This is a genomic window from Aeromonas schubertii (genome assembly GCF_000820105.1).
Lineage (GTDB): Bacteria > Pseudomonadota > Gammaproteobacteria > Enterobacterales > Aeromonadaceae > Aeromonas > Aeromonas schubertii.
On record NZ_CDDB01000052.1, the window covers coordinates 82205 to 107204 of the forward strand.

Here is a 25000-nt window from a genome sequence, read left to right on the forward strand (position 1 = left end):
CTTAGTCTTCCTGTTGCGGGAAAAGAGTCTGGTCGATGAGATCACACAGGCAGTGCAGGGTCAACAGATTGACCTCGAGAATACGGGGGGTCCGTGTGGAGGGCACGCGGATCTCCACATCGTTGGGGCCCAGCAGGCCGGCGATCTCCCCACCGTCCCCGCCACTGAGCACGACGATGGTCATGTCGCGCGAGAGGGCGGCCTCGGCGGCCTTGATGAGGTTGCGGCTGTGTCCGGAGGTGGTCATGGCCACCAGGATATCACCCGGTTGCCCCAGCGCCCGTATCTGCTTGGCGTAGATCTCTTCAAACCCGCTGTCGGTGGCGATGGCGCTGATGGTGGCCATGTCCGGGGTCAGTGCCAGGCCCGGCAGGGAGGGGCGCTCTGTCTCGTAGCGGTTGACCAGCTCGGCGATAAAAAGCTGGGCCAGTGCAGCCGAAGGGCCATTACCGCAGGCCAGCACCTTGTTACCGTTGAGCAGGCAGATGGTAATCATCTGGGCCGCGGTGTGGATGGCCTCTGAGAGCGCCTCGGCTGCCGCAATCTTGGTCTGAATGCTCTCGGTGTAATTCTCTTTGATGCGGTCTGTCATCTTTTCCTCTTAAAACGCATTGGGGATCCACTCCGGTGTCTCCCCTTCAAACAGCACCACATCGAAGCGGCAGGACTGGCTCGCTTCATTGAGTCCATGCCGTTGCAGGTAGTGGCGCGCGGCCAATTGTACCCTGTGTTGCTTGGCTTTGGTGATGGATTCGGCGGCACCGCCGTGACTGCGGTTGGCGCGATAGCGCACCTCGACGAAGACCAGGGTCTGCCCCTGGCGCATGATAAGGTCTATTTCACCACCGCGGCAGCGATAATTGCGCCAAAGAGGCTGCAGCCCTGCGGCCTGCAGCCTCTGCTCGGCCATCACCTCAAAGCGGCTGCCCGGATGCGTCGGAGACGTCGTTGGCAGCAGGCTCAGCAGGTGCAGCTGCATCTGCTTGAGGAGTCGCTTCATCGGTCACCTGGGGGGTGGGGGCATTTTCGTCACGCAGGGTACCATTGCGGTAGGTCGCCCAGACGGGCTGACGCTGGATCACTCCGTCGCTGGCCACGCTGAGCTCACCGGTCAGACCGGGCATGCTCATGGTGGGCATGGCCCTCAACTGTTGCAACTTGCCGGTCAACGAGAAGGCGTCGTAGCCCATGGCAAACAGGCGCAGGGCATCCCCCTGCAGCTGCGGCCACAGTTGTTGAACCTGTGCCTTCAGCTCATCGTGATAGCCGAGCATGATGGGCATGTCCGAGATATGCAGCCCGTTGAGCTCCGGCAGTACTTCGCGCGACTGGCTGTCGTAGCCCCGTGCCGCGGTGAAGGTGGCCAGCCCGCCATTGGCCTGGCTCACATTGAAGTCGATATAAGGTTTGATAGTGCGGGTCTCGGTGGGGTTCCCCACGATATAGGCCGCATCGATGCCGTTGAAGGTATTGTGCTGGGGCTCAGCCGTACCATCCAGGGGGGCCACCTGCTGTACACGGCCTGCGGCACTGCCACTCAGGGCGTTGCGCACCATGCCCTGGATCTCCTGCCGGCCGCCATAGGTGGCGACGATGGCACGTCCCTGGCTGGCCTCTTGCCACGCCTTCTCGAAGCTCTGAACGCTGGCATAACCGATGCGGTCCTGCGCCGCCAACACCAGGGGCTGACGATATCCTTGCTGGTGCAGGTAGCGGGCGGCCTGCGCCGCATCGGCGCTGGCCGAGAGGGAGAAGAAGTAGAGTCGCTCGCCGGTGACCGGTTTGTCGAGTTCGTTGAGCGCCAGTACAGGCACTGTGGGTTTGAGGGCCAGCAGCTCCTGGACTCTCTCTTTGAGCAGTGGGCCGATGATCATATCGGCCCCTTCGGCTACGGCTTGCTGATAGAGGGGGGCGATTCCCTTGCTCTGGGTGTCGTAGAACTTCACCTTGAGCTCGCTGCCGCTTTGCTTGTAAGACATCAGAATGCCGTACTGGATAGCCTGCCCTTGCGAGGCGAGATTACCCGAGAGGGGCAGCAGTACGGCGGCCTGCAAGGGGACGCTAAACTCTGTGCTCAGCAGTTGCCCGAGCCCGGCCGGCATGTCGGTCAGTGCCGGGTGTTGCGGGAAACTGCGCTTCCAGATGTGAAGCTGACGGGTGAGCTGATCGGGCTGGGCACCGTATTGATTGACCAGGGCAGCCAGTTGCAACCAGCCTGTGGTTGCGTCGGGGGCCGGGGCCTCTTGCAGGGATTGCAGAGTGGCCGGAGTCATGCCTTGCAGCAGGGTCCAGATCTGGCGGTGATTCTCGCTCAGGGCCGCACCCTGCAGCACCGGGTCCATGGCAATGAGGCTCTTGGCGGCGCCAAAGCGATCGTTGTTGTCGAGCTGGAGGTTGGCCCGCTGCAGGTACCACTGCTTGTCGGTCTCCTGGTCGAGGACGGTGGCGGGTTTCTGCTCCAGCAGTGCCAGTGCGCCCTTGCTGTTGCCCTGAGCCAGCACGATCTGGGCCTCCAGCAGTTGCAGCTCAGCCAACTGCTCGGCACTCTTGGCCTGTTTGCGCAACTGTTGCAGCAAGGCTGCGGCAGGACCTGTCTTACCGACGGCCAGATAGCTGCGAGCCGCCAGGATCTGCCAGCTGAAGGCCTCGGCAGGCTTATTCTCGTCGACCCGATCCAGATACCAATCCGCTTCCTGGGTGATCTTGGCAAAGGGAGAGGGGGGGCCTTGGTGGGCGCCATCCTGACCCGGGCCAGAGGCACAGGAAGCAAGCAACAGAGCGGCAACCAGGATGCCGGCGAGTCGTGATACACTTAGCTGTTTTGTAAACCGGTTCAAGTTCATTCCCCGACCAGTGTTGAAAATTCCCCATAGTGTAAACGGGGCATAATGGCGACACAATTGTGTCGGGGCGCGCGGAGACTTCATGAACGTAATCCCCACTCTATATATTGTTCCCACTCCCATCGGAAACCTGGCGGACATCACCCAGCGTGCCCTCGACACCCTGCGCAGCGTCGATCTGGTGGCGGCCGAAGATACCCGCCACACCGGCATTCTGCTTAGCCACTACCAGATTTCGGTGCCCACCTTTGCCCTTCATGATCACAACGAGCAGCAGAAGGCCGAGGTGTTGATTGCGCGCATCAAGGAGGGCAAGAGCGTGGCCCTGGTCTCCGACGCCGGCACCCCGCTCATCAGCGACCCCGGTTATCACCTGGTGACCCGCTGTCGTGAGGCGGGAGTCAAGGTCGTGCCCTTGCCCGGCCCCTGCGCCGCCATCACGGCCCTCTCTGCCGCCGGCTTGCCGACCGATCGCTTCACCTTCGAAGGCTTCTTGCCGGCCAAGGCCAAAGGGCGGGACGACAAGTTGCAGGATCTGGCCGATGAGACAAGGACCATGGTCTTTTACGAGTCTCCACGACGGGTGCTGGAGACTATCGAGGCGATCGCCCGCATTCTGGGTGAGCGTCAGGTGGTGCTGGCACGGGAGTTGACCAAGACTTTCGAAACCATCCATGGTTTGCCCGCTTCCGAGCTGCTCGCCTGGCTGGGTGAAGATGAGCATCGTACCCGTGGCGAGATGGTGTTGATGGTCGCCGGGGCACGCAAGGATCCCGAGGATCTGCCTGCCGAGGCGATTCGCACCCTGGGGCTGCTGGTGGCCGAGCTTCCGCTCAAGAAGGCGGCGGCCCTGTGTGCCGAGATTCATGGGGTGAAGAAAAATGCCCTCTACAAATACGGCCTCGAACACCTCAGCGGTGAATAATCGGGATTTAACGGTTTACCCGCCCTCTTCCCTGAGGCTATAATCCGCGCCCGGAGTTGGCCGGGCAATCGCTGCTTCGTCGTTGTGTCCCTCGGGACAGACGGGCGGAGGGGAGGAAAGTCCGGGCTTCACAGGGCAGGGTGCCAGGTAACGCCTGGGAGGCGCGAGCCTACGACCAGTGCAACAGAGAGCAGACCGCCGATGGCCCGCAAGGGATCAGGTAAGGGTGAAAGGGTGCGGTAAGAGCGCACCGCGCGACTGGCAACAGTTCGTGGCACGGTAAACTCCACCCGAAGCAAGACCAAATAGGCCCCCTTTGGCGCGGCCCGCGTTGGGGGCGGGTAGGTTGCTGGAGCCTGCGAGTGATTGCAGGCCTAGAGGAATGGTTGCCACCGGGGAAATCCGGTACAGAACCCGGCTTACAGGCCAACTCCGACCCTATTTCAGAACCCCGCACCCGGTGCGGGGTTCTCCGTTTTACCGCCCCGCAAGACGGAGAGTCGGGCTGATGGCTTGCGGATCGGAGTGACTCGGCAATCAGTGACGCGCACTTTTCATCCAGTGGCCTGGCAATATCTTCTGTAAAATCAGCGCTCTTTATTTATTTCCTCGAATTACCCCCTCTTTTGGCTCCTATTGTGGCCCCTGCTTGCTTGAAAAGGATCTGTCCCCTCCTTAAACTTTACCGTGGAGAAAAGTGGATCAAAGTGGTTTTTCGATCCAGGGATAGGGCAAGCAAGGGATAATATAAGCGGGTGTTGCGTGGTGCTCATGCCATCAGCCTCGATACCAAGGGGCGGCTGGCTATACCGACCAGATTTCGTGATTGGCTTCGTGATGAGTGCGAGGGCCAGCTGGTTTGCACCATCGATCTGACCCATCCCTGCCTGCTGCTCTATCCACTGCCCGAGTGGGAAGAGATTGAACGCAAGTTGCGCACTCTCTCCAACATGAATCCCATGGAGCGGCGGGTGCAGCGCCTTCTGCTCGGCCATGCCAGCGAGTGTGAGCTGGATGGCAATGGACGTTTGCTGCTGAGTGCACCTCTGCGTACCCATGCCGGGCTGGACAAGCGGGTGATGCTGATAGGGCAGCTCAACAAGTTCGAGTTATGGGACGAAGAGCGCTGGCTCAAGCAAGTGGACGATGACATTCGGGACCTGCCGCAGGATGACTGGTCTGGCTCCGATCGACTACAGGACTTCTCTTTATAAATGACGCAAGGCTTTGAACACATCACGGTACTGCTCGACGAAGCGGTGGAAGGGCTGGCCATCAAGCCGGATGGCATCTACGTGGACGGCACCTTCGGTCGCGGCGGTCACTCCCGCCTGATCCTGCAGCAACTGGGTCCCGATGGGCGTCTTATCGCCATCGACAGGGATCCCCAGGCCATTGCCGAGGCGTCTACTATCGATGATCCCCGCTTCGAGATCGTCCACGGCCCCTTCTCCGGGGTGGCTGGCTATATTGCCGAGCGTGGGCTGACCGGCAAGATCGATGGTTTCTTGATGGATCTTGGGGTGTCATCACCCCAGCTGGATGATGCGGATCGCGGTTTCAGCTTTATGAAAGACGGTCCTCTCGACATGCGGATGGACCCGACCAGCGGTCAGAGTGCGGCCGAGTGGCTGGCCCACGCGGATATTGACGACATCGCCTGGGTCCTCAAGACCTTCGGAGAGGAGCGCTTTGCCAAGAAGATAGCGCGCGCCATCGTCCACGATCGGGACGAGACGCCCTTCACCCGCACCCGCCAGCTGGCCGAGATGATTGCCCGTGTCAATCCGAGCAAGGAGAAGGGCAAGCATGCCGCCACCCGCAGCTTCCAGGCGATCCGTATCTATATCAACAGCGAACTCGACGAGATCGAGTGCGCCCTCAATGCCTCCCTCTCCATTCTCAAACCGGGCGGGCGTTTGTCTGTGATAAGCTTCCACTCCCTCGAGGACCGCCTGGTCAAGCACTTCATTCGCAAGCATGAGAAGGGGCCCGAGATCCCCCGTGGTCTGCCCCTGACCGAGGCCCAGCTCAAGGGCGATCGTAAATTAAGAGGGATCGGCAAGGCGCTCAAGCCCTCCGATGACGAGGTCAACCAAAACAGTCGCTCCCGCAGCTCGGTGCTGCGAGTAGCCGAGCGGTTGCCGGAGTAGCCATGGCCGAGGAGCGCATCAACCTCTCTCGCGAGATCCTCTCCGACCTGGGGCGCCACAAGATCCAGCTCTTCCTGATCCTGGCGGTCCTGGTGACCGCCTTTGCCAGCATTTTGGTCACCAACATGACCCGTAGTACCACCTCCCGTTACAACGAGCTGATGGCCGAGCGTGACTCCCTCGAGATCGAGTGGCGTCACCTGCTCCTCGAGCAGAGCACCCTGGCAGAACACTCGCGGGTGGCGGCCCTGGCGATGGAGAAGCTGCAGATGGCGCGTCCCATCGTCACCACCGAGAAGGTGATCATAGAGCCATGAGCCGCAAACCGACCCCCAAGGCGGCCAAAAACGCCAAGCAGACGACCACGGTCCATCCGTGGCGCTTCCGTACCCTGATCGTCTTCATCGGCATCGCGTTTGTTGGCCTGGTGCTGCGCCTGGCCTGGATCCAGGTCATCGATCCGGATCGCCTGCGTCAGGAGGGGGACATGCGCTCCCTGCGTACCACAGAGACCCAGGCCGTGCGTGGCATGATCACCGATCGCAACGGGGAACAACTGGCGGTTTCTGTGCCGGTAGAGGCGGTGTGGGCCGACCCCAAGACGGTTCACGAATCCGGTGCCGTCAACAATGAACGCGCCTGGCAGGCGCTCTCCGAAGTGCTCAAAGTGGATCTCAAGAGTCTCAAGCACAAGGTGGCCAATCCCAAGAAGCGCTTCGTCTATCTGCAGCGTCAGGTCACGCCGGCGGTGGCCGAGTACATCAAGGGGCTCAAGCTCGGGGGCGTCTATCTTCGTCCCGAGTCGCGCCGTTTCTACCCGACCGGCGAGATCAGCGCTCACCTGGTGGGGGTGACCAACATCGACGGCCGCGGGATCGAAGGGATCGAGCGCAGCTATGACGACTGGTTGACCGCCACCCCGGGGGAGATGCGGGTACGCAAGGACCGGCATGGTCGGGTCATCGAGCATCTGGGGGTGGTCAAAGAGGGCAAAGATGCCAACGATCTGCACCTGAGCATCGATCAGCGGGTACAGTCCATCGCCTATCGGGCTCTCAAGAAGGCGACCGACGAGAATATGGCGACCTCCGGCTCCATGGTGATGCTGGATATCAAGACCGGTGAGGTGCTCGCCATGGTCAACTCCCCCTCCTACAACCCCAACAACCGGGGTCAGTATCAGAGCTTCCGGGTACGCAACCGGGTGGTGACCGATACCTATGAGCCGGGCTCCACTGTCAAGCCGTTGATCCTGCTCAGTGCCCTTCACGCAGGAGTGACCAGCTGGGATGACTTCATCGATTCCAAGCCTCTGTTTATCGGTGCCAAGCAGATCAAGGACGTGAGTATCCATCACGCCAACAACCTCCACGATATCCTGCGCTACTCCTCCAACATCGGCATGTCGCGTATCGCCCTGCGCATGCAGGCCCAGGACATGATCAACACCCTCAGTCTGCTTGGCTTCGGCATCGAGTCCGGTAGCGGCCTCATGGGAGAGAGCGGTGGCATGCTGCCCCAGCGTCGCCGCTGGTCCGATATCGAGCGTGCCACCCTGTCGTTTGGCTATGGCCTGCGAGTGACCCCGATGCAGCTGGTCTCGGCCTACTCCACCCTGGCCAACGGCGGCTGCCGGGTGCCCATCTCGGTCACCCGCCTCGACAAGGCTCCCACCTGCGAGCAGGTGATCAATCCCAAGGATGCCAAGGCGATGCTCGGTGCCCTCGAGTACGTGGTTGACAGCGCGATCCCCAAGGCCAAGGTTCCTGGCTATCGCATCGGTGGCAAGAGTGGTACCGCCAAGGTGGCGGTGGCCGGAGGCTACGGCAAGGATTACATGGCCTGGTTTGCCGGCTTTGCACCGGCCAGCGATCCCCGCTTCGCCATGGTCGTGGTCATCAACGAACCCAAGGGCAAGGCCTATTACGGGGGGGCCGTCGCGACGCCGCCGTTCGCCGAGGCCATGGGCGGTGTGCTGCAACTGTTCAACATCAGACCGGACGCCAACACGGCGCCCCAGGTCGGCAAACTCGCCCGTCAGGAGGCTCCCCTTGTTCCCCGCACTTGATCAACTGCTGCAACCCTTCGGCGTGAGTGCCCCTGCGCTCGCGCTGACCGGCCTAACCCTCGACAGCCGCGAAGCCGCTGAGGGGTGCCTGTTTGTGGCGGTCAAGGGTCATCAGGTGGATGGACGGCGCTTCATCGAACAGGCGGTGGCCAAGGGAGCCGCTGCCGTGTTGTTTGAGGCCGACGGGAGCTATGTTGCCCCCGATGTGGGCGTGCCCTGCGTGGGGCTTCACGACCTCCCGGTTCATCTTTCTGCATTGGCCGGTCGCTTCTATGGTGAGCCGGCGAGCCAGCTGCAACTGGTGGGGGTGACCGGGACCAACGGCAAGAGCACCACGGCGCTGCTGGTGGCCAATTGGCGCACCCTGCTGGGGGGGCGTGCCGGCGTCATGGGCACCGTGGGTAATGGTCTGTTTGGGGATCTGGTCGAGGCGGCCAATACCACCGGCAGCGCCATCGAGGTACAGGGTTCCCTGCGCGTCTTGCGTGAGCAGGGCGCCGATCTCGTCGCCATGGAGGTCTCCAGCCATGGTCTGGTGCAACACAGGGTGGCGGGTCTGCGCTTCGCCGCGGCCGCCTACACCAACCTGAGCCGGGATCATCTGGACTACCACGGCACCATGGACGCCTATGGGGCGGCCAAAGAACGGCTGCTGGATCGGGTCGATGAGTCCTGTTCCGTCATCAATGGGGACGACGAGGTGGGGCGCCAGTGGCTGGCGCGTCGACCCGCCGCCGTCGCTTACAGCCTGGAGGGTGGGGTGGCCGGCCATCCGGGGCCGCAGATCATTGCCTCGGACCTCGAATTTCATCAGCAGGGTTTTCGTGCCCGGATTAACTCCCCGTGGGGGAATGGTGTATTATCCGCCCCCTTGCTGGGCCGCTTCAACGTGGCCAATGCGCTGGCTGCCATGGGAGTCATGCTGGTGCTGGGTTATGAGTTCCATGCCCTGCTCGAGAGTGCACCCCGTCTACAGCCTGTCACCGGCCGCATGGAGTGCTTTGGCGGCCAGGGTAAACCCCTCGCCGTGGTCGACTATGCCCACACGCCGGATGCCCTGGAGAAGGCGCTGGCGGCCCTGCGAGTGCACTGTCATGGACGCCTCTGGTGCCTGATTGGCTGTGGCGGGGACAGGGACCGGGGCAAGCGGCCCATGATGGCGGCCATGGCCGAGCGTCATGCGGACCGGGTGATCCTGACCGACGATAACCCCCGCACCGAGGATCCGCGTCAGATCATGGCAGACATGGTTACCGGTTTGCAGCAGCCCGACGCGGTTCAAGTGGAGCACGATCGGGTGGCCGCCATTCGCTTGGCCCTGACTCAGGCGGGCCCGCAAGATATCGTCCTGGTGGCCGGAAAGGGGCACGAGGATTACCAGATCATTGGCAAGGACAAGCGCCACTACAGCGATCGTGAGACGGTCGCTGCCGTGCTGCAAACACTACCGGAGTCATTCAGATGATGACCCTTCAACTCACCGACATCGCCAACGCCATCGAGGCGCGCCTGGTCGGGGAGGATTGCCCCATTACCGCCGTCAGCACCGATACCCGTCAGCTGGCGCCCGGTTCCCTGTTCGTCGCCCTGCGTGGCGAGCGTTTCGATGCCCACGACTTCTGTGACCAGGCCCTCGCCGCCGGCGCCAGCGCCTTGCTGGTGGCGCGCGAGCTGCCCCTGGCCATTCCGCAACTCATCGTGAGCGATACCCTGCGTGGTCTCGGTCGTCTCGGTCGTCTGGTGCGCCAGCGAGTCAATCCCAAGGTGCTCGCCATCACCGGCAGCTGTGGCAAGACCACGGTCAAGGAGATGGCCTCGGCCATCCTCTCCCACGAAGGGAGGGTGCTGGCCACCGCCGGTAACTTCAATAACGAGGTGGGCGTTCCCCTGACCCTGCTGCGTCTCGAACCCGAGCACAGTTTCGCCGTGATGGAGCTTGGCGCCAATCACAAGGGGGAGATCGCCTGGACCACCTCCCTGGCCCTGCCCGATGCCGCCATCATCAACAACGTGGCGGCGGCCCATCTGGAGGGATTTGGCTCCCTCGAGGGGATCTACCACGCCAAGAGCGAGATCTTCGAGGGACTGGGCGAGGGGGGCACCGCCATCGTCAACGCCGACAACGAATTCTGGCCCAAGTGGCGGGAGCGGGGGATCCGCTGCGCCTTCTCCATCGAAGACCAGACCCAACCGTTCCACGCCCGCGATATCCGTATCAACGCAGCCGGCTGCGCCGAGTTTGTCATGGTCACCCCCGAGGGCGAAGTGGCGCTGACGCTGGCCATTCCGGGTCGTCACAATATCGCCAATGCCCTCTCGGCGGCGGCAGGATGTCAGGCGCTCGGCGCCTCTCTGGCCTCCATCAAGGCGGGACTGGAGAGGATGGCGCCGGTCAAGGGACGCTTCTGCGTCCAGCGCTGGGGTGGCCTCACCCTGATCGACGACACCTACAACGCCAGCGTGGAGTCTGTACTGGCGGGGATCGATGCCCTGCGCGAGATGGCCGGTTACCGGGTACTGGTGTTTGGCGACATGCGGGAGCTGGGCGCCGAGTCGGCCGAGCAGCACGCTCGCGTCGGCCGTCATGCTCGCGAGTGCGGTCTCGACGCCGTGCTCACGGTCGGAGAAGAGAGTCGCCATACCGCAGATGCCGCGGGTGGTCGTCATTTTGATAACAAGGCATCACTCTATGAAGTGCTGGCAACCATGATTGAAACCCATACAGAGATAGCGGTACTGGTGAAGGGGGCCCGAGGCTCCCGGATGGAAGATATCGTCGAGATGGTCAAGCACCATCAGGAGCAGGCATCATGCTAGTCTGGCTGGCGGAACTGCTCACCCCGCATTTCACCTTCTTCAACGTCTTCTCCTACCTGACGTTTCGTTCCATCCTGTCGATCCTGACCGGACTGTTCGTCGCCCTCTGGATGGGACCGCGCCTGATCCGTCGCCTGCAGATCCTCAAGTTTGGCCAGGTGATCCGCAACGACGGCCCCGAATCCCACCTGAGCAAGCGGGGCACCCCCACCATGGGCGGGCTGATGATCCTCGCCTCCATCTTTATCTCCGTGCTGCTCTGGTGCCGCCTCGACAACCCCTATGTCTGGCTGGTGCTGTTCGTGCTCGGTGCCTATGGCGCCATCGGTTTCGCCGATGACTACCTCAAGGTGGTGCGCAAGAACACCGATGGCCTCATCGCCCGCTGGAAGTATTTCTGGCAGTCGGCCGTGGCCCTGGTGGTCGCCTTCTACCTCTATGGAACCGCTACCCATGACGGTCAGACCCAGCTGGTGGTGCCCTTCCTCAAGGAGGTGATGCCCCAGCTCGGGCTGCTGTTCATCGTGCTGGCTTACTTCGTCATCGTCGGCACCTCCAATGCGGTCAACCTGACCGATGGTCTCGACGGGCTCGCCATCATGCCCACCGTCATGGTCGCCGCCGGCTTCGCCCTGATCGCCTGGGCCACCGGCAACGTCAACTTCGCCAGCTATCTGCACATTCCCTACGTGCCCTACACCTCCGAGCTGGTGGTGGTGTGCACCGCCATCATAGGCGCAGGTCTGGGATTCCTCTGGTTTAACACCTACCCGGCCCAGGTCTTTATGGGAGACGTTGGCTCCCTGGCGCTCGGCGGCGCGCTCGGCACCATTGCCGTGCTGGTGCGTCAGGAGTTTCTGCTGGTCATCATGGGCGGCGTCTTCGTGATGGAGACCCTGTCGGTGATCCTGCAGGTGGGCTCCTACAAGCTGCGCGGTGTGCGAATCTTCCGGATGGCTCCTATTCACCACCACTACGAGAAGAAGGGCTGGCCGGAGCCGCGCGTCATCGTGCGCTTCTGGATCATCACCCTCGTACTGGTACTGCTGGGTCTGGCGACCCTGAAGGTGAGGTAAGCCCATGGTCATCATCATCGGACTCGGCAAGACGGGCCTCTCCTGTGTGGAGTACTTCCTCGCCAAGGGCGTGACCCCTCTGGTGATGGATACCCGGGCCAATCCGCCCGGCCGTGATCAACTGCCTCCCGAGGTGGAGTTGGTTCAGGGACTGGATGGGGAGCGCCTGAACCAGGCGCACCTCATCGTCGCGAGCCCCGGCATCGCCCTGGCGACTCCCGAGCTCAAGGCCGCCGCCGAACGCGGCGTCGAGATCGTCGGCGACATCGAGCTGTTCGTGCGCGAGGCCAAGGCCCCCATCGTGGCCATTACTGGCTCCAACGGCAAGAGTACTGTTACCACCCTGGTCGGTGAGATGATCCAGGAAGCAGGCCTTCGGGTTGGCGTGGGGGGCAACATCGGGGTTCCTGCACTGGCGCTCCTCAACGCGCCCGCCGATCTCTATGTGCTGGAGCTCTCCAGCTTCCAGCTCGAGACCACTCACAGCCTGCAAGCGGCCGCTTCGGTGGTGCTCAACCTCTCGGAAGATCACATGGATCGCTACGAGGGGATGGCCGATTACCGCGCCGCCAAACAGAAGATCCATCAGCACTCTCGCCACATCCTGGTCAATCGGGACGATCCCCAGACCCTGCCCGATGTGGGGAGCGTCTGGAGCAGCTTTGGCCTTGACTGTAACGCCTACGGTCGCTGCGAGATCGACGGCAGTCCCTGGCTCACCCTGCACGGGGAGCCTCTGCTGGCGGTCGATGAGATGAAGATAGTGGGTGCCCATAACCAGGCCAATGCCCTGGCCGCCATGGCCCTGTGCGATGCGGTCGGCATCCCGCGTGAACCCCAGCTCACCGTGTTGCGTCGCTTCGAGGGCCTGGCCCATCGCGCCCGCTTCGTGCGCGAGGTGGGGGGCGTGCGCTGGATCAACGACTCCAAGGCGACCAATGTGGGCGCCACCCTGGCTGCCGTGGCCGGGGTGCGCGAGGCGGTGAAGGGGCGCTTGATCCTGTTGGCCGGCGGTCAGGGCAAGGGGCAGGACTTTAGTCCGCTGCAGGCCCTGCTCGGCAGCCAGATCGACAAGATGTACTGCTTCGGTCAGGATGGCGCCCTGCTGGCAGCCCTCGGTGAGCCGACCGAGCAGGTGGCTGACATGGGGCAGGCCGTTACCCGTGCCGCCGCCGAGGCTCGCCCCGGTGACTGGGTACTGCTGGCGCCCGCCTGTGCCAGCCTGGATCAGTTCAAATCCTTCGAGGAGCGGGGTGACCGCTTCACCGCACAGGTGATGAGCCTATGAAGGGGATGCTGCGATCGGTCGCCGTCTGGGTGTGGGGGGTGTTGATGCCCCAGCGTCCCGGTGCGCTTTATGATCGCCAGTTGGTGACCCTGGCCTTCTCCCTGATGATGGTGGGGCTGGTGATCGTCGCCTCTGCCTCTATTCCCGAGGGGATCTCCCTGGCGGGGGATCCCTTCCTGTTTGTGAAGCGTCATGGCACCTTCCTGGTGATGGCCGTCGGTATCGCCTGGTTTGTGCTGCAGGTGCCCATGATGCGCTGGCAGCAGTACAACGGCTCCATGCTGTTGCTCGCCATCATCATGCTGGTTCTGGTGCTGGTTGCCGGTCGCAGCGTCAACGGTTCGGTACGCTGGCTGCCGCTGGGTCCCTTCAACCTGCAGCCGGCCGAGTTTGCCAAGCTGGCCCTGTTTGTCTACTTGGCCGGCTATCTGGTGCGCCGCCAGCACGAGGTGCGCGAGCGGCTGATCGGCTTTATGAAGCCCCTGGCGGTGCTCTTTGTGCTCGCTATCTTGTTGTTGCTGCAGCCCGACCTGGGCTCTGTGGTGGTGATGTTTGTCACGACCCTCGGCATGCTGTTCCTGGCCGGGGCTCGTCTGATGCAGTTTATTGGCCTGATCCTGGCCGGTGTGGGGGCCGTGGTGACCCTGATCATCGCCGAGCCCTACCGGATGCGACGGGTCACCTCCTTCCTCGACCCCTGGGCCGATCCCTTTGGCAGCGGTTATCAGTTGACCCAGTCCCTGATGGCATTCGGCCGTGGCAGCTGGCTGGGGGAGGGGCTCGGTAACTCGATCCAGAAGCTTGAGTACCTGCCCGAGGCACACACCGACTTCGTCTTCGCCATCCTGGGTGAGGAGCTTGGCTATCTCGGTGTGCTGGCGGTGCTGGCCCTGCAGTTTTTCATGGCGGCCAAGGCGTTGCGTCTCGGTCACGCCTGCCTCCAGGCCCAGCGCCTCTACGAGGGCTACCTCGCTATCGGCATCGGCATCTGGTTCAGTTTTCAAACCTTCGTCAACGTGGGGGCAGCCAGCGGCATGATGCCCACCAAGGGATTGACCCTGCCCCTGGTGAGCTATGGCGGCTCCAGCCTCATCATCATGTCGGTGGCGGTGAGTATGTTGATTCGTATCGATTTTGAGTTGCGCCAGGCGAGTGCCCAGGCGCGCGTGCGGGAGGCGTAGTGAGCAAGACTCTGTTGGTGATGGCAGGTGGTACCGGGGGCCATGTGTTTCCCGGTCTGGCCGTGGCCGATCGGTTGAAGGCGCAGGGCTGGACCATCCACTGGCTCGGCACCGCCGACCGGATGGAGGCGGAGTTGGTGCCGGCCCACGGCTATCCCATCTCCTTTATCGATATTCAGGGGGTGCGCGGCAATGGCCTCAAGCGCCTGCTCGAGGCCCCCTATCGTATCGTCAAGTCGATCCTGCAGGCTCGCCAGGTGCTCAAGACCATCCGCCCCGATGTGGTGCTGGGCATGGGAGGCTTTGCCTCCGGCCCCGGTGGCGTGGCGGCCTGGCTCTCCGGCATTCCGCTGCTGCTGCACGAGCAGAATGCCTCCGCCGGCATGACCAACAAGCTGCTGGCACGCATCGCCAAGCGGGTATTGATGGCCTTTCCCGGCGCCTTTGCCCCGAGCCGCCGTACCGCCGTGGTGGGTAACCCGGTGCGTCCCGAGGTGGTTGCTCTGCCCGCTCCCGATGAGAGAATGGGGGGCGGTGAGCGCCCGCTTCGCCTGCTGATCATAGGTGGCAGCTTGGGAGCCCGGGTCCTGAATGAACAGGTCCCCCTGGCGGTGGCCGCGGCAGGCATCCCTGTCGAGGTGCGCCATCAGACCGGCAAGGGCAACCAGGAGGCCGTGGCCATGGCCTATGGCAAGCTGGGTCTCGAGGCCGAGGTGAGCGACTTTATCAAGGAGATGGCCGGGGCCTATGCCTGGGCCGATCTGGTGGTGTGCCGTGCCGGCGCACTGACCGTTTCCGAGGTGGCTGCCGCCGGCGTGGCCGCCATTTTTGTGCCGCTACCCCATGCGGTAGACGATCACCAGACCCGCAACGCCCTGACCCTGGTCGACGGCGGTGCGGCCGAGTTCCTGCCCCAGTCCGATCTGACACCGGCCTCTCTGGCTGCCCGTCTGGTCTGGCTGGCCGGTCGCAGGGATACATTGTTGAAGATGGCCCAGGCGGCTCGTCGCATCGCGATCACCGATGCGGCCGAGCGTGTTGCGGATGAATGCAAACGTCTGGCCGAGTGAGAGAGAGCTATGACCAAGGTTGAACTGGCAAAACTGCGTACCATGATTCCCCAGATGCGCCGCGTGCGTCGCATCCACTTTATCGGCATCGGTGGTGCCGGCATGGGGGGGATCGCCGAGGTCCTGGCCAACGAAGGATATCAGGTGAGCGGCTCGGATCTGGCACGTAACGCCGTGACCGAGCGTCTCGAGGCCCTGGGTGCCGAGATCTGCCTCGGCCACAGTGCCGAGCATGTGCAAGGGGCGAGCGTGGTCGTGGTCTCCACCGCCATCCGCCAGGATAACCCTGAGCTGCTGGCCGCCCGCGAGCTGCGCATCCCTGTGGTGCGCCGTGCCGAGATGCTGGCCGAGCTGATGCGTTTTCGTCACGGCATCGCCATCGCAGGCACCCATGGCAAGACCACCACCACCAGTCTGGTGGCGAGTATCTATGCCGAGGCTGAGCGGGATCCGACCTTTGTCATCGGTGGTCTGCTCAACAGTGCCGGCACCAATGCGCGTCTGGGCAGCAGCCGTTACCTTATCGCCGAGGCGGACGAGAGCGATGCCTCCTTCCTGCATCTGCAGCCGATGGTCTCTATCGTGACCAATATCGAGGCGGATCATATGGATACCTATGGCGGTGACTTCTCCCGCCTCAAGGCCACCTTCATCGAGTTTCTGCACAACCTCCCCTTCTATGGGTTGGCAGTGGTTTGCGTGGACGATCCTGTGATCCGTGGTCTGTTGTCCGACATTGGGCGCCCCACCATCACCTATGGCCTCTCTGATGATGCCGATGTGCAGGTGCTCGACTTCGTCCAGACCACCCACCACAGCTGCTTCAAGGTCCGCCGCAAGGAAGGGGGAGAGCTGGCGGTGAAGCTCAACCTGCCGGGTATTCACAATGCCCTGAATGCCGCCGCCGCCATCGCGGTCGCGACCGAAGATGGCATCGCCGATGAGGCTATCGTTCGTGCCCTCGAGAAGTTTGAAGGGGTAGGCCGCCGTTTCCAGCAGTTTGGCGAGTTTGAGACCGGCCGTGGCAAGGCGATGCTGGTGGATGACTACGGCCATCATCCGAGCGAGGTGAAGGTGACCATCAACGCCGCCCGTGCCGGTTGGCCCGAGAAGCGCCTGGTGATGGTGTTCCAACCCCACCGCTACACCCGGACCCGTGATCTCTACGAGGATTTTGCCGAGGTGCTCTCCAAGGTGGATGTGCTGGTGATGCTCGAAGTGTATGCTGCCGGTGAAGATCCCATTCCCGGTGCCGATGGGCGGGCACTGTGCCGCTCTATCCGCTCCCGTGGCAATCTCGAACCCATCTTCGTGGCGACGCCGGATGACGTGCCGGCGGTGCTGGCAGACATAGTGGGTGAGGGGGATCTGGTGCTGACTCAGGGGGCCGGCAACGTTGGCGCCCTCAGCCGACGCCTCGCCGAGATGAAATTGGACATAAACCGCATGAAATCGGACGTTTGAGTCCGTCATGGGGGTTTTGCCCCCCATGTCGGGGCCTATATAATGGCGAGTCCGGCGCTGGCGCCGGCGAGACAAGGGGTTGAACGGGGAGCGCAGGTTGGAGGCAAGGGCACAGCCGCGCACCAAAGGAGGCTTCCTCGCAGGGATCATCTTCTTCCTGCTGGTGATATGGGGCCTCTACCGGTGTGCATTGAATGTCAGCGACTGGCTGACGGATGCGAATCGGTTGCCCATGAGTGAGCTGTTGCTGCAGGGGCAACACGACTATGTGAAGCCCGAAGAGGTGCGAATCGCCGTGCTTGACGGTGCCGAGTCACGCAACTTCTTCGAGCTGGATGTGAATGCGGTCCAGGCGCGCCTGAATGCCCTGCCATGGGTGGCTCAGGTGTCGGTCCGCAAGAAGTGGCCGAACAAGATCAAGGTGTTCCTGACCGAGCAGACGGTGGCATCGCGCTGGAATGGCAACCGCTTCCTGAGCAAGGACGGGGTGATCTTCAAGGCGCCCGACCGGGTCAAGTTTCCTCTGGTTTCCCTGTCGGGGCCGGATGATCAGGCCAAGCGGGTGCTCGAGGCCTACTACGGGTATCAGGCGGTGTTGACACCGAAAGGGTTCAGGATCGCCAAGGTCAATCTCACGGCTCGTCATGCCTGGGAGTTGACCCTGGAAGGGGGCATCCAGCTGTTTCTCGGGCGCTCGGATGAGCTCTCGCGACTGCAGCGGTTTGTCGATGTCTTTCCGGATATCCAGCCCCGTGAGCTGATCGCTTACGTGGACCTGAGATACGACACCGGATTGGCGGTTGGATGGAAGAAGAACGAAGAGAAAGTGAATGACCAAAGCCGCAGATAGAAACCTGATTGTCGGACTGGACATCGGCACCAACAAGGTGGCGGTTCTGGTGGGTGAGGTATTGCCGGACGGTGAACTGAACGTCATCGGCATGGGCAGCCACACCTCGCGCGGCATGGACAAGGGGGGCGTCAATGACCTCGACTCCGTGGTCAAGTCGTTGCGTCGTGCCGTCGAAGAGGCCGAAATGATGGCCGACTGCCAGATCAGCTCCGTCTATCTGGGGCTCTCGGGCAAGCATATCGACTGTCGCAACGAGACCGGCATGGTGCCCATCTCCGACGAGGAGGTGACCCAGGAGGATGTGGACAACGTGATCCACACCGCCAAGTCGGTGCGTCTCTCCGACGAGCTGCGCGTGCTGCACGTGTTGCCCCAGGAGTTCGCCATCGACTACCAGGAGGGGATCAAGAATCCGGTTGGCCTCTCCGGCGTGCGGATGGCGGCCAAGGTGCATATCGTCACCTGCCATAACGACATGGCGCGCAATATCGAGAAATGTGTGGAGAAGGTGGGTCTGCGGGTTGATCAGCTGATCTTCTCTGCCCTAGCGTCCAGCTACGCCGTCCTCACCGAGGACGAGAAGGAGCTCGGCGTCTGCGTGGTGGATATCGGCGGTGGCACCATGGACATGTCGCTGTTTACCGGCGGAGCCCTGCGTCACACCAAGGTGATTCCTTACGCCGGCAGCACGGTCACCAGCGATATCGCCTACGCCTTTGGCACGCCGCCGCTGGATGCCGAGGCGATCAAGGTGCGTTATGGCTGCGCCCTGGGGCGTCTGGTCAGCAAGGAGGACACCATAGAGGTGCCGAGCGTGGGGGGACGTCCCGCCCGCAGCCTGCAGCGTCAGACCCTGGCCGAGGTGATCGAGCCGCGCTACACCGAACTGCTCTCCATGGTCCATGACGAGCTGGTGAAGGTGCAAAACGAATTGAAGCAGCAGGGGGTCAAGCATCAGCTGGCCGCCGGCGTGGTGCTCACCGGCGGTGCCGCCCAGATCGAGGGCATCGTTGAGTGTGCAGAACAGGTATTTCAGTGCCAGGTGCGAGTGGGGGAACCCCTCAACGTGCGTGGCCTGAGTGATTACGTGCAGGCGCCGGTCTATTCCACGGCCGTGGGCCTGCTGCAGTATGGCCGCACGCATCAGAGCAGCGGTCCGAGCAAGGAATATGCCGCCAAAGCGAGTGTCGGTGGGCTGGTCAAACGGGTCAGCAACTGGTTGCGTGGCGAGTTTTAAGAATTTTGCTGAAGTCAGCAAATAAAGCGGAGAGACATTATGTTTGAATTCATGGATAGCCATACGGACGAAGCCGTCATCAAGGTGGTGGGCGTAGGTGGTGGCGGTGGCAACGCCGTCGAGCACATGGTCCGTCAAAACATCGAGGGCGTGGAGTTCATCACGGTGAATACCGATGCCCAGGCCCTGCGCAACTCCAGCGCCAATACCACCCTGCAGATTGGTGGTGGCATCACCAAGGGTCTCGGCGCCGGCGCCAACCCGGAAGTGGGCCGTGACGCCGCCATGGAGGATCGTGAGAGCCTGCGTGAACTGCTGGCTGGTTCCGACATGGTCTTCATCGCCGCCGGTATGGGCGGTGGTACCGGTACCGGTGCCGCCCCGATCGTGGCCGAGGTGGCCCGCGAGATGGGTATCCTGACCGTGGCCGTGGTGACCAAGCCCTTCTCCTTCGAAGGGAAGAAGCGCATGGGCTTCGCCCAGCACGGTATCGAGGAGCTCTCCAAGAATGTGGACTCCCTGATCACCATCCCCAATGACAAGCTGCTCAAGGTGCTGGGTCGTGGCATCTCTCTGCTGGACGCCTTCAAGGCGGCCAACGATGTGCTGCTGGGGGCCGTGCAGGGCATTGCCGAGCTGATTACCCGTCCCGGCCTCATCAACGTCGACTTTGCGGACGTACGTACCGTAATGCGCGAGATGGGCACCGCCATGATGGGAACCGGCTCTGCCTCCGGTGACGATCGTGCCGAAGAGGCGGCCGAGAAGGCTATCTCCAGCCCGCTGCTGGAAGACGTGGATCTGGCCGGTGCCCGTGGCATCCTGGTCAACATCACCGCCGGCCTCGACATGACCATCGAAGAGTTCGAAACCGTGGGTAACGCGGTCAAGGCTTTCGCCTCCGAGAATGCCACCGTGGTGGTGGGTACCGTTATCGACCCGGAGATGCAGGACGAACTGCGTGTGACCGTGGTGGCCACCGGTATCGGTGCCGAGCGCAAGCCGGACATCACTCTGGTCAAGAACAACCAGGTTCAGGAGCGTCCGGTTCGTCAGCCGTTGGGTGAGATGATGCCCGGCCGTGTGATGGAAGAGGCCCCGGCCAAGGTGGTGAATGCCGAGCCTCAGGCCCGTCGCGAGCCCGATTATCTGGACATCCCGGCCTTCCTGCGCAAGCAAGCGGACTGAGGTCATCCGACCTCGGTTTGTTTGTTGTTTAAGGATTGTGCTAAGATGGGCAGCCACGGCTTTTTAGCCATGAATTTTGCTGTTGAGCGGATGCACCCATGATTAGACAAAGAACCTTGAAAACGAGTGTCCAGGCCACAGGCGTTGGTCTGCATTCTGGCCGGAAAGTCACCATGACGTTCCGTCCGGCTCCTGTTAACACAGGGATCGTTTACTTGCGTACCGATCTCAATCCTGTGGTGGAGTTGCCTGCCAACGCGGATCAGGTGCGTGACACCCTGCTCTGTACCGCCCTGGTCAACGACCAGGGGGTGCGTGTTTCGACCATCGAGCATCTCTCTGCCGCCTTGGCAGGTATGGGGATCGATAACCTCTATGTCGAGGTGGATGCACCGGAAGTGCCGGTGATGGATGGCAGTGCCCATCCCTTCATCTACCTGCTGCAGGAGGTCGGGGTTCGGGAACAGAATGCGCCCAAGCAGTTTGTGCGTATCAAGCAGAGCGTTCGGGTCGAAGACGGTGACAAGTGGGCGGAATTCCACCCCTATCACAACGGCTTCAAGATGGATCTCGAGATCGATTTCCAGCACCCCGTGTTTGCCGGCCGCAACCAGCGTTGCGTACTGGACTTCTCCGGTGCCTCCTTCGTCAAGGAGATCAGCCGCGCTCGTACCTTCGGTTTCATGCGCGACATCGAGTATCTGCGTTCCCAGAATCTGGCCCTCGGTGGCAGTCTGGAGAATGCGGTGGTACTCGATGACTACCGGGTCCTGAACGAAGAGGGGTTGCGTTACGAAGATGAGTTCGTCAAGCACAAGATGCTCGATGCCATCGGTGATCTCTACATGTGCAACCGCAGCATCATCGGCGAGTTCCGGGCCTTCAAGACCGGCCACGCGCTGAACAACAAGTTGCTGCGTGCCCTGCTCGCCAACCAGGAAGCCTGGGAACTGGTGACCTTCGAGGATGAGCAGGCCAAGGCCCCTATCGCCTACTACGACCACTCGCTGGTCCTGGCCTGATAGGATGAATGACAGGGCGTCGGTCTCCTCTCCGCACCGACGCCCCGTTTTTCTTACCCCCCTGATTAACACCGCCTCTCCCGGCCTGTTTTTCCAACGACCGAGCAGACAGTGATTATCCTATGAGTCTTACCCTGATCCTCAACGGCAAGCGGCGTCGCCGGCTTCATATCCCGCGTTGGCACCTGCTGGGTATCGGAACCCTACTCCTCTGCCTGACGGGCAGTGGCGGATGGCTGACCTGGAGTCACTGGCAGAGCAAGATCGCCTCCCTCGAGATGGCCCTGGATCTGGCCCAGCAACAGAGCGAAGCCACGGCCGAAGAGGCCTCCCGGCAGCAGCTAGCCATGCTGGCTGCCCAGGTGGGCACCATGCAGGCCCAACTGGGTCGTCTTAATGCCCTCGGCGAGCGGCTTACCGAAGAGGCCGAGCTCGATCCCGACGAATTCAATTTCAGTGAGGCTCCCCCCATGGGAGGGCCTTCTTATGATCCCGATCTGGAAGTGGGACTCAATGAGCTGCAAGAATCCATGAAAAACCTCAGTTATCAGCTGGGAAATCGCGAAGAGCAGCTCGCAGTCCTTGAATCCTTCGTGATGAATCACAATATAGTGGACAAGGGACTCATCGACGGAACGCCGGTGGCGGGTCGCCGTGCATGGGTCTCTTCCGGTTTTGGCGGCCGGGTCGACCCGTTCAACGGCCGCGCCAAGATGCACAAGGGGATCGATTTTCGCGGCAAGACCGGCACGCCGATCCTCGCCTCTGGCCCCGGTGTGGTGAGCTGGTCGGGTCGTCACCCCGAGTTTGGCATCATGATCGAGATCAGCCACGGCAATGGCCTGGTTACCCGCTATGCGCACAACTCCAAGGCCTTGGTGCAAGTGGGCACCCTGGTCGACAAGGGGCAGAAGATTGCCCTGATGGGACGTACCGGGCGTGCCACCGGTGTGCACCTGCATTATGAAGTCTTGAAAGATGGTCGTCAGGTCAACCCCTCCCGTTATATGACGGTCAAACGGGGTTAATGGTTTTCTTTTTTGTTCCCCTCCGGGGCGCGTTTATCATCAGAAACAGTTGGTACACATGATCAGCACACTGCTTACCAAGATTATCGGCAGCCGTAACGACAGAACTCTCAAGGCGTTACGCAAGATCGTCAAACAAATCAATGCGATGGAGCCGCAGTTTGAGGCTCTCTCCGATGCCGAACTGCAGGCCAAGACCGCCGAGTATCGTCAGCGTCTCGAGCAGGGTGAGACCCTGGAGCAGTTGTTGCCCGAGGCCTTTGCTACCGTGCGTGAGGCCTCCAAGCGGGTATTTGGCATGCGTCACTTCGACGTGCAGCTGATCGGTGGCATGGTGCTCGACTCCAACCGTATCGCCGAGATGAAGACGGGTGAAGGTAAGACCCTGACCGCTACCCTGCCGGCCTACTTGAATGCCCTGACCGGTCGCGGTGTTCACGTGGTGACCGTGAACGACTACCTGGCCAAGCGTGACGCCGAGGCCAACCGCCCCCTGTTTGCCTTCCTCGGCATGACGGTCGACTGTAACGTGCCTGGTATGGGCCCGGCCGAGAAGCGCGCCGCCTATGCTGCCGACATCACTTACGGTACCAACAACGAATTCGGTTTCGATTACCTGCGTGACAACATGGCTTTCTCGCCTGATCAGCGGGTTCAGCGTCCCCTCCACTACGCCCTGGTGGATGAGGTGGATTCGGTGCTCATCGATGAGGCACGTACGCCGCTTATCATCTCCGGTCCGGCCGAAGACAGCTCCGAGCTCTATATCCGTGTCAACAAGCTGATCCCGAATCTGGTCAAGCAGGATAAAGAGGATACCGAGGAGTACACGGGTGACGGCCACTACACGGTAGATGAGAAGAATCGTCAGGCTCTGCTGACCGAGAACGGTCAGATCTTTGTCGAAGAGTTGCTCAAGAAAGAGGGGCTCCTCGATGAGCACGATTCGCTCTTCTCCGCCAGCAACATCAGCCTGTTGCACCATGTTAACGCGGCCCTGCGTGCTCACACCCTGTTCGAGCGCAACGTGGACTACATAGTGCAAAATGGCGAGATCATCATAGTCGACGAGCACACCGGTCGTACCATGCCGGGTCGCCGTTGGTCCGATGGTCTGCACCAGGCGGTGGAAGCCAAGGAAGGGGTCAAGATCCAGAACGAAAACCAGACCCTGGCCTCTATCACCTTCCAGAACTACTTCCGTATTTATGACAAGCTGGCGGGCATGACGGGTACCGCCGATACCGAGGCGTTTGAATTCCGCCAGATTTATGGCCTGGATACTGTGGTTATCCCGACCAATCGCCCCATGGTGCGTAAAGACATGGGTGATCTGGTCTATCTCACGGCCAAGGAGAAATACGCCGCCATCGTGCAGGATATCCGCGAGTGTGTGCAGCGCGGTCAGCCGGTGCTGGTGGGTACTGTCTCTATCGAAAACTCAGAGCTTATCTCCAACATTCTGAAAAATGAGGGGATCGCTCACCAGGTGCTGAACGCCAAGTTCCACGCCATGGAAGCCGAAATTGTGGCCCAGGCAGGCAAGCCGGGTGCTGTCACCATCGCCACCAACATGGCCGGTCGTGGTACCGATATCGTACTGGGCGGTAACTGGCAATCTGAGCTGGCCAAACTGGAAAACCCGAGCGATGAACAGGTTGCTGCGCTCAAGGCCGAGTGGCAGCAGAGCCATGATGCGGTGATCGCCTCCGGTGGCCTGCATATCATAGGTACCGAGCGTCACGAGTCCCGTCGTATCGACAACCAGCTGCGTGGTCGTTCCGGCCGTCAGGGGGATCCGGGCTCTTCCCGTTTCTACCTCTCCATGGAAGACAGCCTGATGCGCATCTTCGCCTCCGATCGGGTGAGCGGGATGATGAAGAAGCTGGGGATGGAAGAGGGCGAGGCTATCGAGCACCCCTGGGTCACCAAGGCCATCGAGAATGCCCAACGCAAGGTGGAAGGACGCAACTTCGATATCCGCAAGAGCCTGCTCGAGTTTGACGACGTGGCCAACGACCAGCGTAAGGTGGTCTATGAGCAGCGTAACGAGTTGCTCGATACCGACGATATCTCCGAGACCATTCATGTGATCCGCGACGATGTCTACAGCAGCGTGATCGACGAGTACATTCCGCCCCAGTCCCTCGAGGAGATGTGGGATGTGCCGGGTCTGGAGGCCCGTCTCAAGGGTGACTTCTCCCTCGACCTGCCGATTGCCAAGTGGCTGGAAGAGGACGACAAGCTCTATGAAGAGAAGCTGCGCGAGCGGATCCTGGCCGAGGCAGCCCAGATCTATGCCCACAAGGAGGAGCGTGTCGGCAAGGAGGTGCTGCGCAACTTCGAGAAGGCGGTGATGATGCAAACGCTGGATGGTCTCTGGAAGGAGCATCTGGCGGCGATGGACTACCTGCGTCAGGGAATCCACCTGCGTGGCTACGCCCAGAAGAACCCCAAGCAGGAGTACAAGCGCGAGTCCTTCGAGCTCTTCACCCAGATGCTCGAGACCTTGAAGCGTGACGTCATCAGCATCCTGAGCCGGGTACAGGTGCAGGAGCGGGATGTGGAGACCATGGAGGAGCAGCAGCGTCAGCGTGCCGAGTCTGCCCCCCGTACATACTCCCACGCCGATGCCGAGAATCCGTTGGCCGAACCGCAGCAGGAGGGGAACACCACCTTCGTGCGCGATGAGCAGAAGGTGGGGCGTAACGACCCCTGCCCTTGCGGCTCTGGGAAGAAGTTCAAGCATTGCCACGGTCAGCTGAGCTGAGCCCTGGCCGAGTGAAA

General features: G+C 61.8%; 21 protein-coding genes and 1 other RNA gene. 19 read left to right on the plus strand and 3 right to left on the minus strand.

Features of this window, described 5'->3' with window-relative positions; translation table 11 throughout:
• Position 1: 1 nt before the first annotated feature.
• Genes BN1133_RS11005 through BN1133_RS11015 form a run of 3 tightly spaced genes read right to left on the minus strand, consistent with a single transcriptional unit; the run spans position 2 to position 2843 of the window.
• Positions 2–592: a D-sedoheptulose-7-phosphate isomerase gene (locus BN1133_RS11005; protein WP_050666573.1), complete on the minus strand. Its 591-nt coding sequence runs from the start codon at positions 590–592 to the stop codon at positions 2–4.
• 9 nt (positions 593–601) lie between these two features.
• Positions 602–1000 carry a YraN family protein gene (locus tag BN1133_RS11010; RefSeq protein WP_231686263.1) on the minus strand — a complete coding sequence of 133 codons (399 nt, stop codon included), beginning with the start codon at positions 998–1000 and terminating at the stop codon, positions 602–604.
• Entirely contained in the window at positions 915–2843 is a 1929-nt protein-coding gene (locus BN1133_RS11015) for a penicillin-binding protein activator (protein ID WP_050666575.1), read from the minus strand. The genes BN1133_RS11010 and BN1133_RS11015 overlap by 86 nt, the downstream gene beginning before the upstream one ends.
• An 82-nt stretch (positions 2844–2925) precedes the next feature.
• Between BN1133_RS11015 and rsmI the strand changes: the two genes are divergently transcribed.
• The 19 genes from rsmI to secA all read left to right on the plus strand — a co-directional run bounded on the left by rsmI (position 2926) and on the right by secA (position 24983).
• Complete coding sequence (gene rsmI, locus BN1133_RS11020) at positions 2926–3768, plus strand: 16S rRNA (cytidine(1402)-2'-O)-methyltransferase (protein ID WP_050666576.1); 843 nt, start codon at positions 2926–2928, stop codon at positions 3766–3768.
• A 52-nt stretch (positions 3769–3820) separates the two neighbouring features.
• Positions 3821–4206: RNase P RNA component class A (rnpB, locus tag BN1133_RS11915), an RNA gene on the plus strand.
• A gap of 317 nt (positions 4207–4523) precedes the next feature.
• Positions 4524–4982, plus strand: coding sequence for a division/cell wall cluster transcriptional repressor MraZ (gene mraZ / locus BN1133_RS11025; RefSeq protein WP_050666577.1), 459 nt, complete (start codon positions 4524–4526; stop codon positions 4980–4982).
• On the plus strand, positions 4983–5921 hold the full coding sequence (gene rsmH, locus BN1133_RS11030; protein ID WP_050666578.1) for a 16S rRNA (cytosine(1402)-N(4))-methyltransferase RsmH: 939 nt from the start codon (positions 4983–4985) through the stop codon (positions 5919–5921).
• Between the two features lie 2 nt (positions 5922–5923).
• Positions 5924–6238: a cell division protein FtsL gene (gene ftsL / locus BN1133_RS11035; RefSeq protein ID WP_050666579.1), complete on the plus strand. Its 315-nt coding sequence runs from the start codon at positions 5924–5926 to the stop codon at positions 6236–6238.
• Positions 6235–7989 carry a penicillin-binding transpeptidase domain-containing protein gene (locus BN1133_RS11040; RefSeq protein ID WP_050666580.1) on the plus strand — a complete coding sequence of 585 codons (1755 nt, stop codon included), beginning with the start codon at positions 6235–6237 and terminating at the stop codon, positions 7987–7989. Before ftsL ends, BN1133_RS11040 begins: the two co-directional genes overlap by 4 nt.
• Positions 7973–9454 carry a UDP-N-acetylmuramoyl-L-alanyl-D-glutamate--2,6-diaminopimelate ligase gene (murE, locus tag BN1133_RS11045; protein WP_050666581.1) on the plus strand — a complete coding sequence of 494 codons (1482 nt, stop codon included), beginning with the start codon at positions 7973–7975 and terminating at the stop codon, positions 9452–9454. The genes BN1133_RS11040 and murE overlap by 17 nt, the downstream gene beginning before the upstream one ends.
• Positions 9451–10806 carry a UDP-N-acetylmuramoyl-tripeptide--D-alanyl-D-alanine ligase gene (gene murF, locus BN1133_RS11050; protein ID WP_050666582.1) on the plus strand — a complete coding sequence of 452 codons (1356 nt, stop codon included), beginning with the start codon at positions 9451–9453 and terminating at the stop codon, positions 10804–10806. Before murE ends, murF begins: the two co-directional genes overlap by 4 nt.
• Positions 10800–11882, plus strand: a complete 1083-nt coding sequence (mraY, locus tag BN1133_RS11055) for a phospho-N-acetylmuramoyl-pentapeptide-transferase (protein ID WP_050666583.1) — start codon at positions 10800–10802, stop codon at positions 11880–11882. Before murF ends, mraY begins: the two co-directional genes overlap by 7 nt.
• A 4-nt stretch (positions 11883–11886) precedes the next feature.
• The gene (murD, locus tag BN1133_RS11060) at positions 11887–13170 is read left to right on the plus strand and encodes a UDP-N-acetylmuramoyl-L-alanine--D-glutamate ligase (protein WP_050666584.1); all 1284 of its coding nucleotides are present in this window, start codon (positions 11887–11889) and stop codon (positions 13168–13170) included.
• The gene (ftsW, locus tag BN1133_RS11065; protein ID WP_050666585.1) at positions 13167–14351 is read left to right on the plus strand and encodes a cell division protein FtsW; all 1185 of its coding nucleotides are present in this window, start codon (positions 13167–13169) and stop codon (positions 14349–14351) included. The genes murD and ftsW overlap by 4 nt, the downstream gene beginning before the upstream one ends.
• Positions 14351–15421: an undecaprenyldiphospho-muramoylpentapeptide beta-N-acetylglucosaminyltransferase gene (murG, locus tag BN1133_RS11070; protein ID WP_050666586.1), complete on the plus strand. Its 1071-nt coding sequence runs from the start codon at positions 14351–14353 to the stop codon at positions 15419–15421. The genes ftsW and murG overlap by 1 nt, the downstream gene beginning before the upstream one ends.
• Before the next feature lie 9 nt (positions 15422–15430).
• Positions 15431–16885, plus strand: coding sequence for a UDP-N-acetylmuramate--L-alanine ligase (murC, locus tag BN1133_RS11075; protein ID WP_050666587.1), 1455 nt, complete (start codon positions 15431–15433; stop codon positions 16883–16885).
• Between the two features lie 97 nt (positions 16886–16982).
• Positions 16983–17735 (plus strand): cell division protein FtsQ/DivIB, encoded by a 753-nt coding sequence (locus BN1133_RS11080; RefSeq protein ID WP_050666588.1) that lies wholly within the window; start codon positions 16983–16985, stop codon positions 17733–17735.
• Positions 17716–18975, plus strand: a complete 1260-nt coding sequence (gene ftsA, locus BN1133_RS11085) for a cell division protein FtsA (RefSeq protein WP_050666589.1) — start codon at positions 17716–17718, stop codon at positions 18973–18975. Before BN1133_RS11080 ends, ftsA begins: the two co-directional genes overlap by 20 nt.
• Positions 18976–19014: 39 nt before the next feature.
• Positions 19015–20163 carry a cell division protein FtsZ gene (gene ftsZ / locus BN1133_RS11090; protein ID WP_050666590.1) on the plus strand — a complete coding sequence of 383 codons (1149 nt, stop codon included), beginning with the start codon at positions 19015–19017 and terminating at the stop codon, positions 20161–20163.
• A 98-nt stretch (positions 20164–20261) separates the two neighbouring features.
• The gene (gene lpxC, locus BN1133_RS11095) at positions 20262–21185 is read left to right on the plus strand and encodes a UDP-3-O-acyl-N-acetylglucosamine deacetylase (RefSeq protein ID WP_050666591.1); all 924 of its coding nucleotides are present in this window, start codon (positions 20262–20264) and stop codon (positions 21183–21185) included.
• Between the two features lie 122 nt (positions 21186–21307).
• Entirely contained in the window at positions 21308–22213 is a 906-nt protein-coding gene (locus tag BN1133_RS11100; protein ID WP_050666592.1) for a M23 family metallopeptidase, read from the plus strand.
• A gap of 58 nt (positions 22214–22271) precedes the next feature.
• Positions 22272–24983, plus strand: coding sequence for a preprotein translocase subunit SecA (secA, locus tag BN1133_RS11105; RefSeq protein WP_050666593.1), 2712 nt, complete (start codon positions 22272–22274; stop codon positions 24981–24983).
• Positions 24984–25000 lie beyond the last annotated feature (17 nt).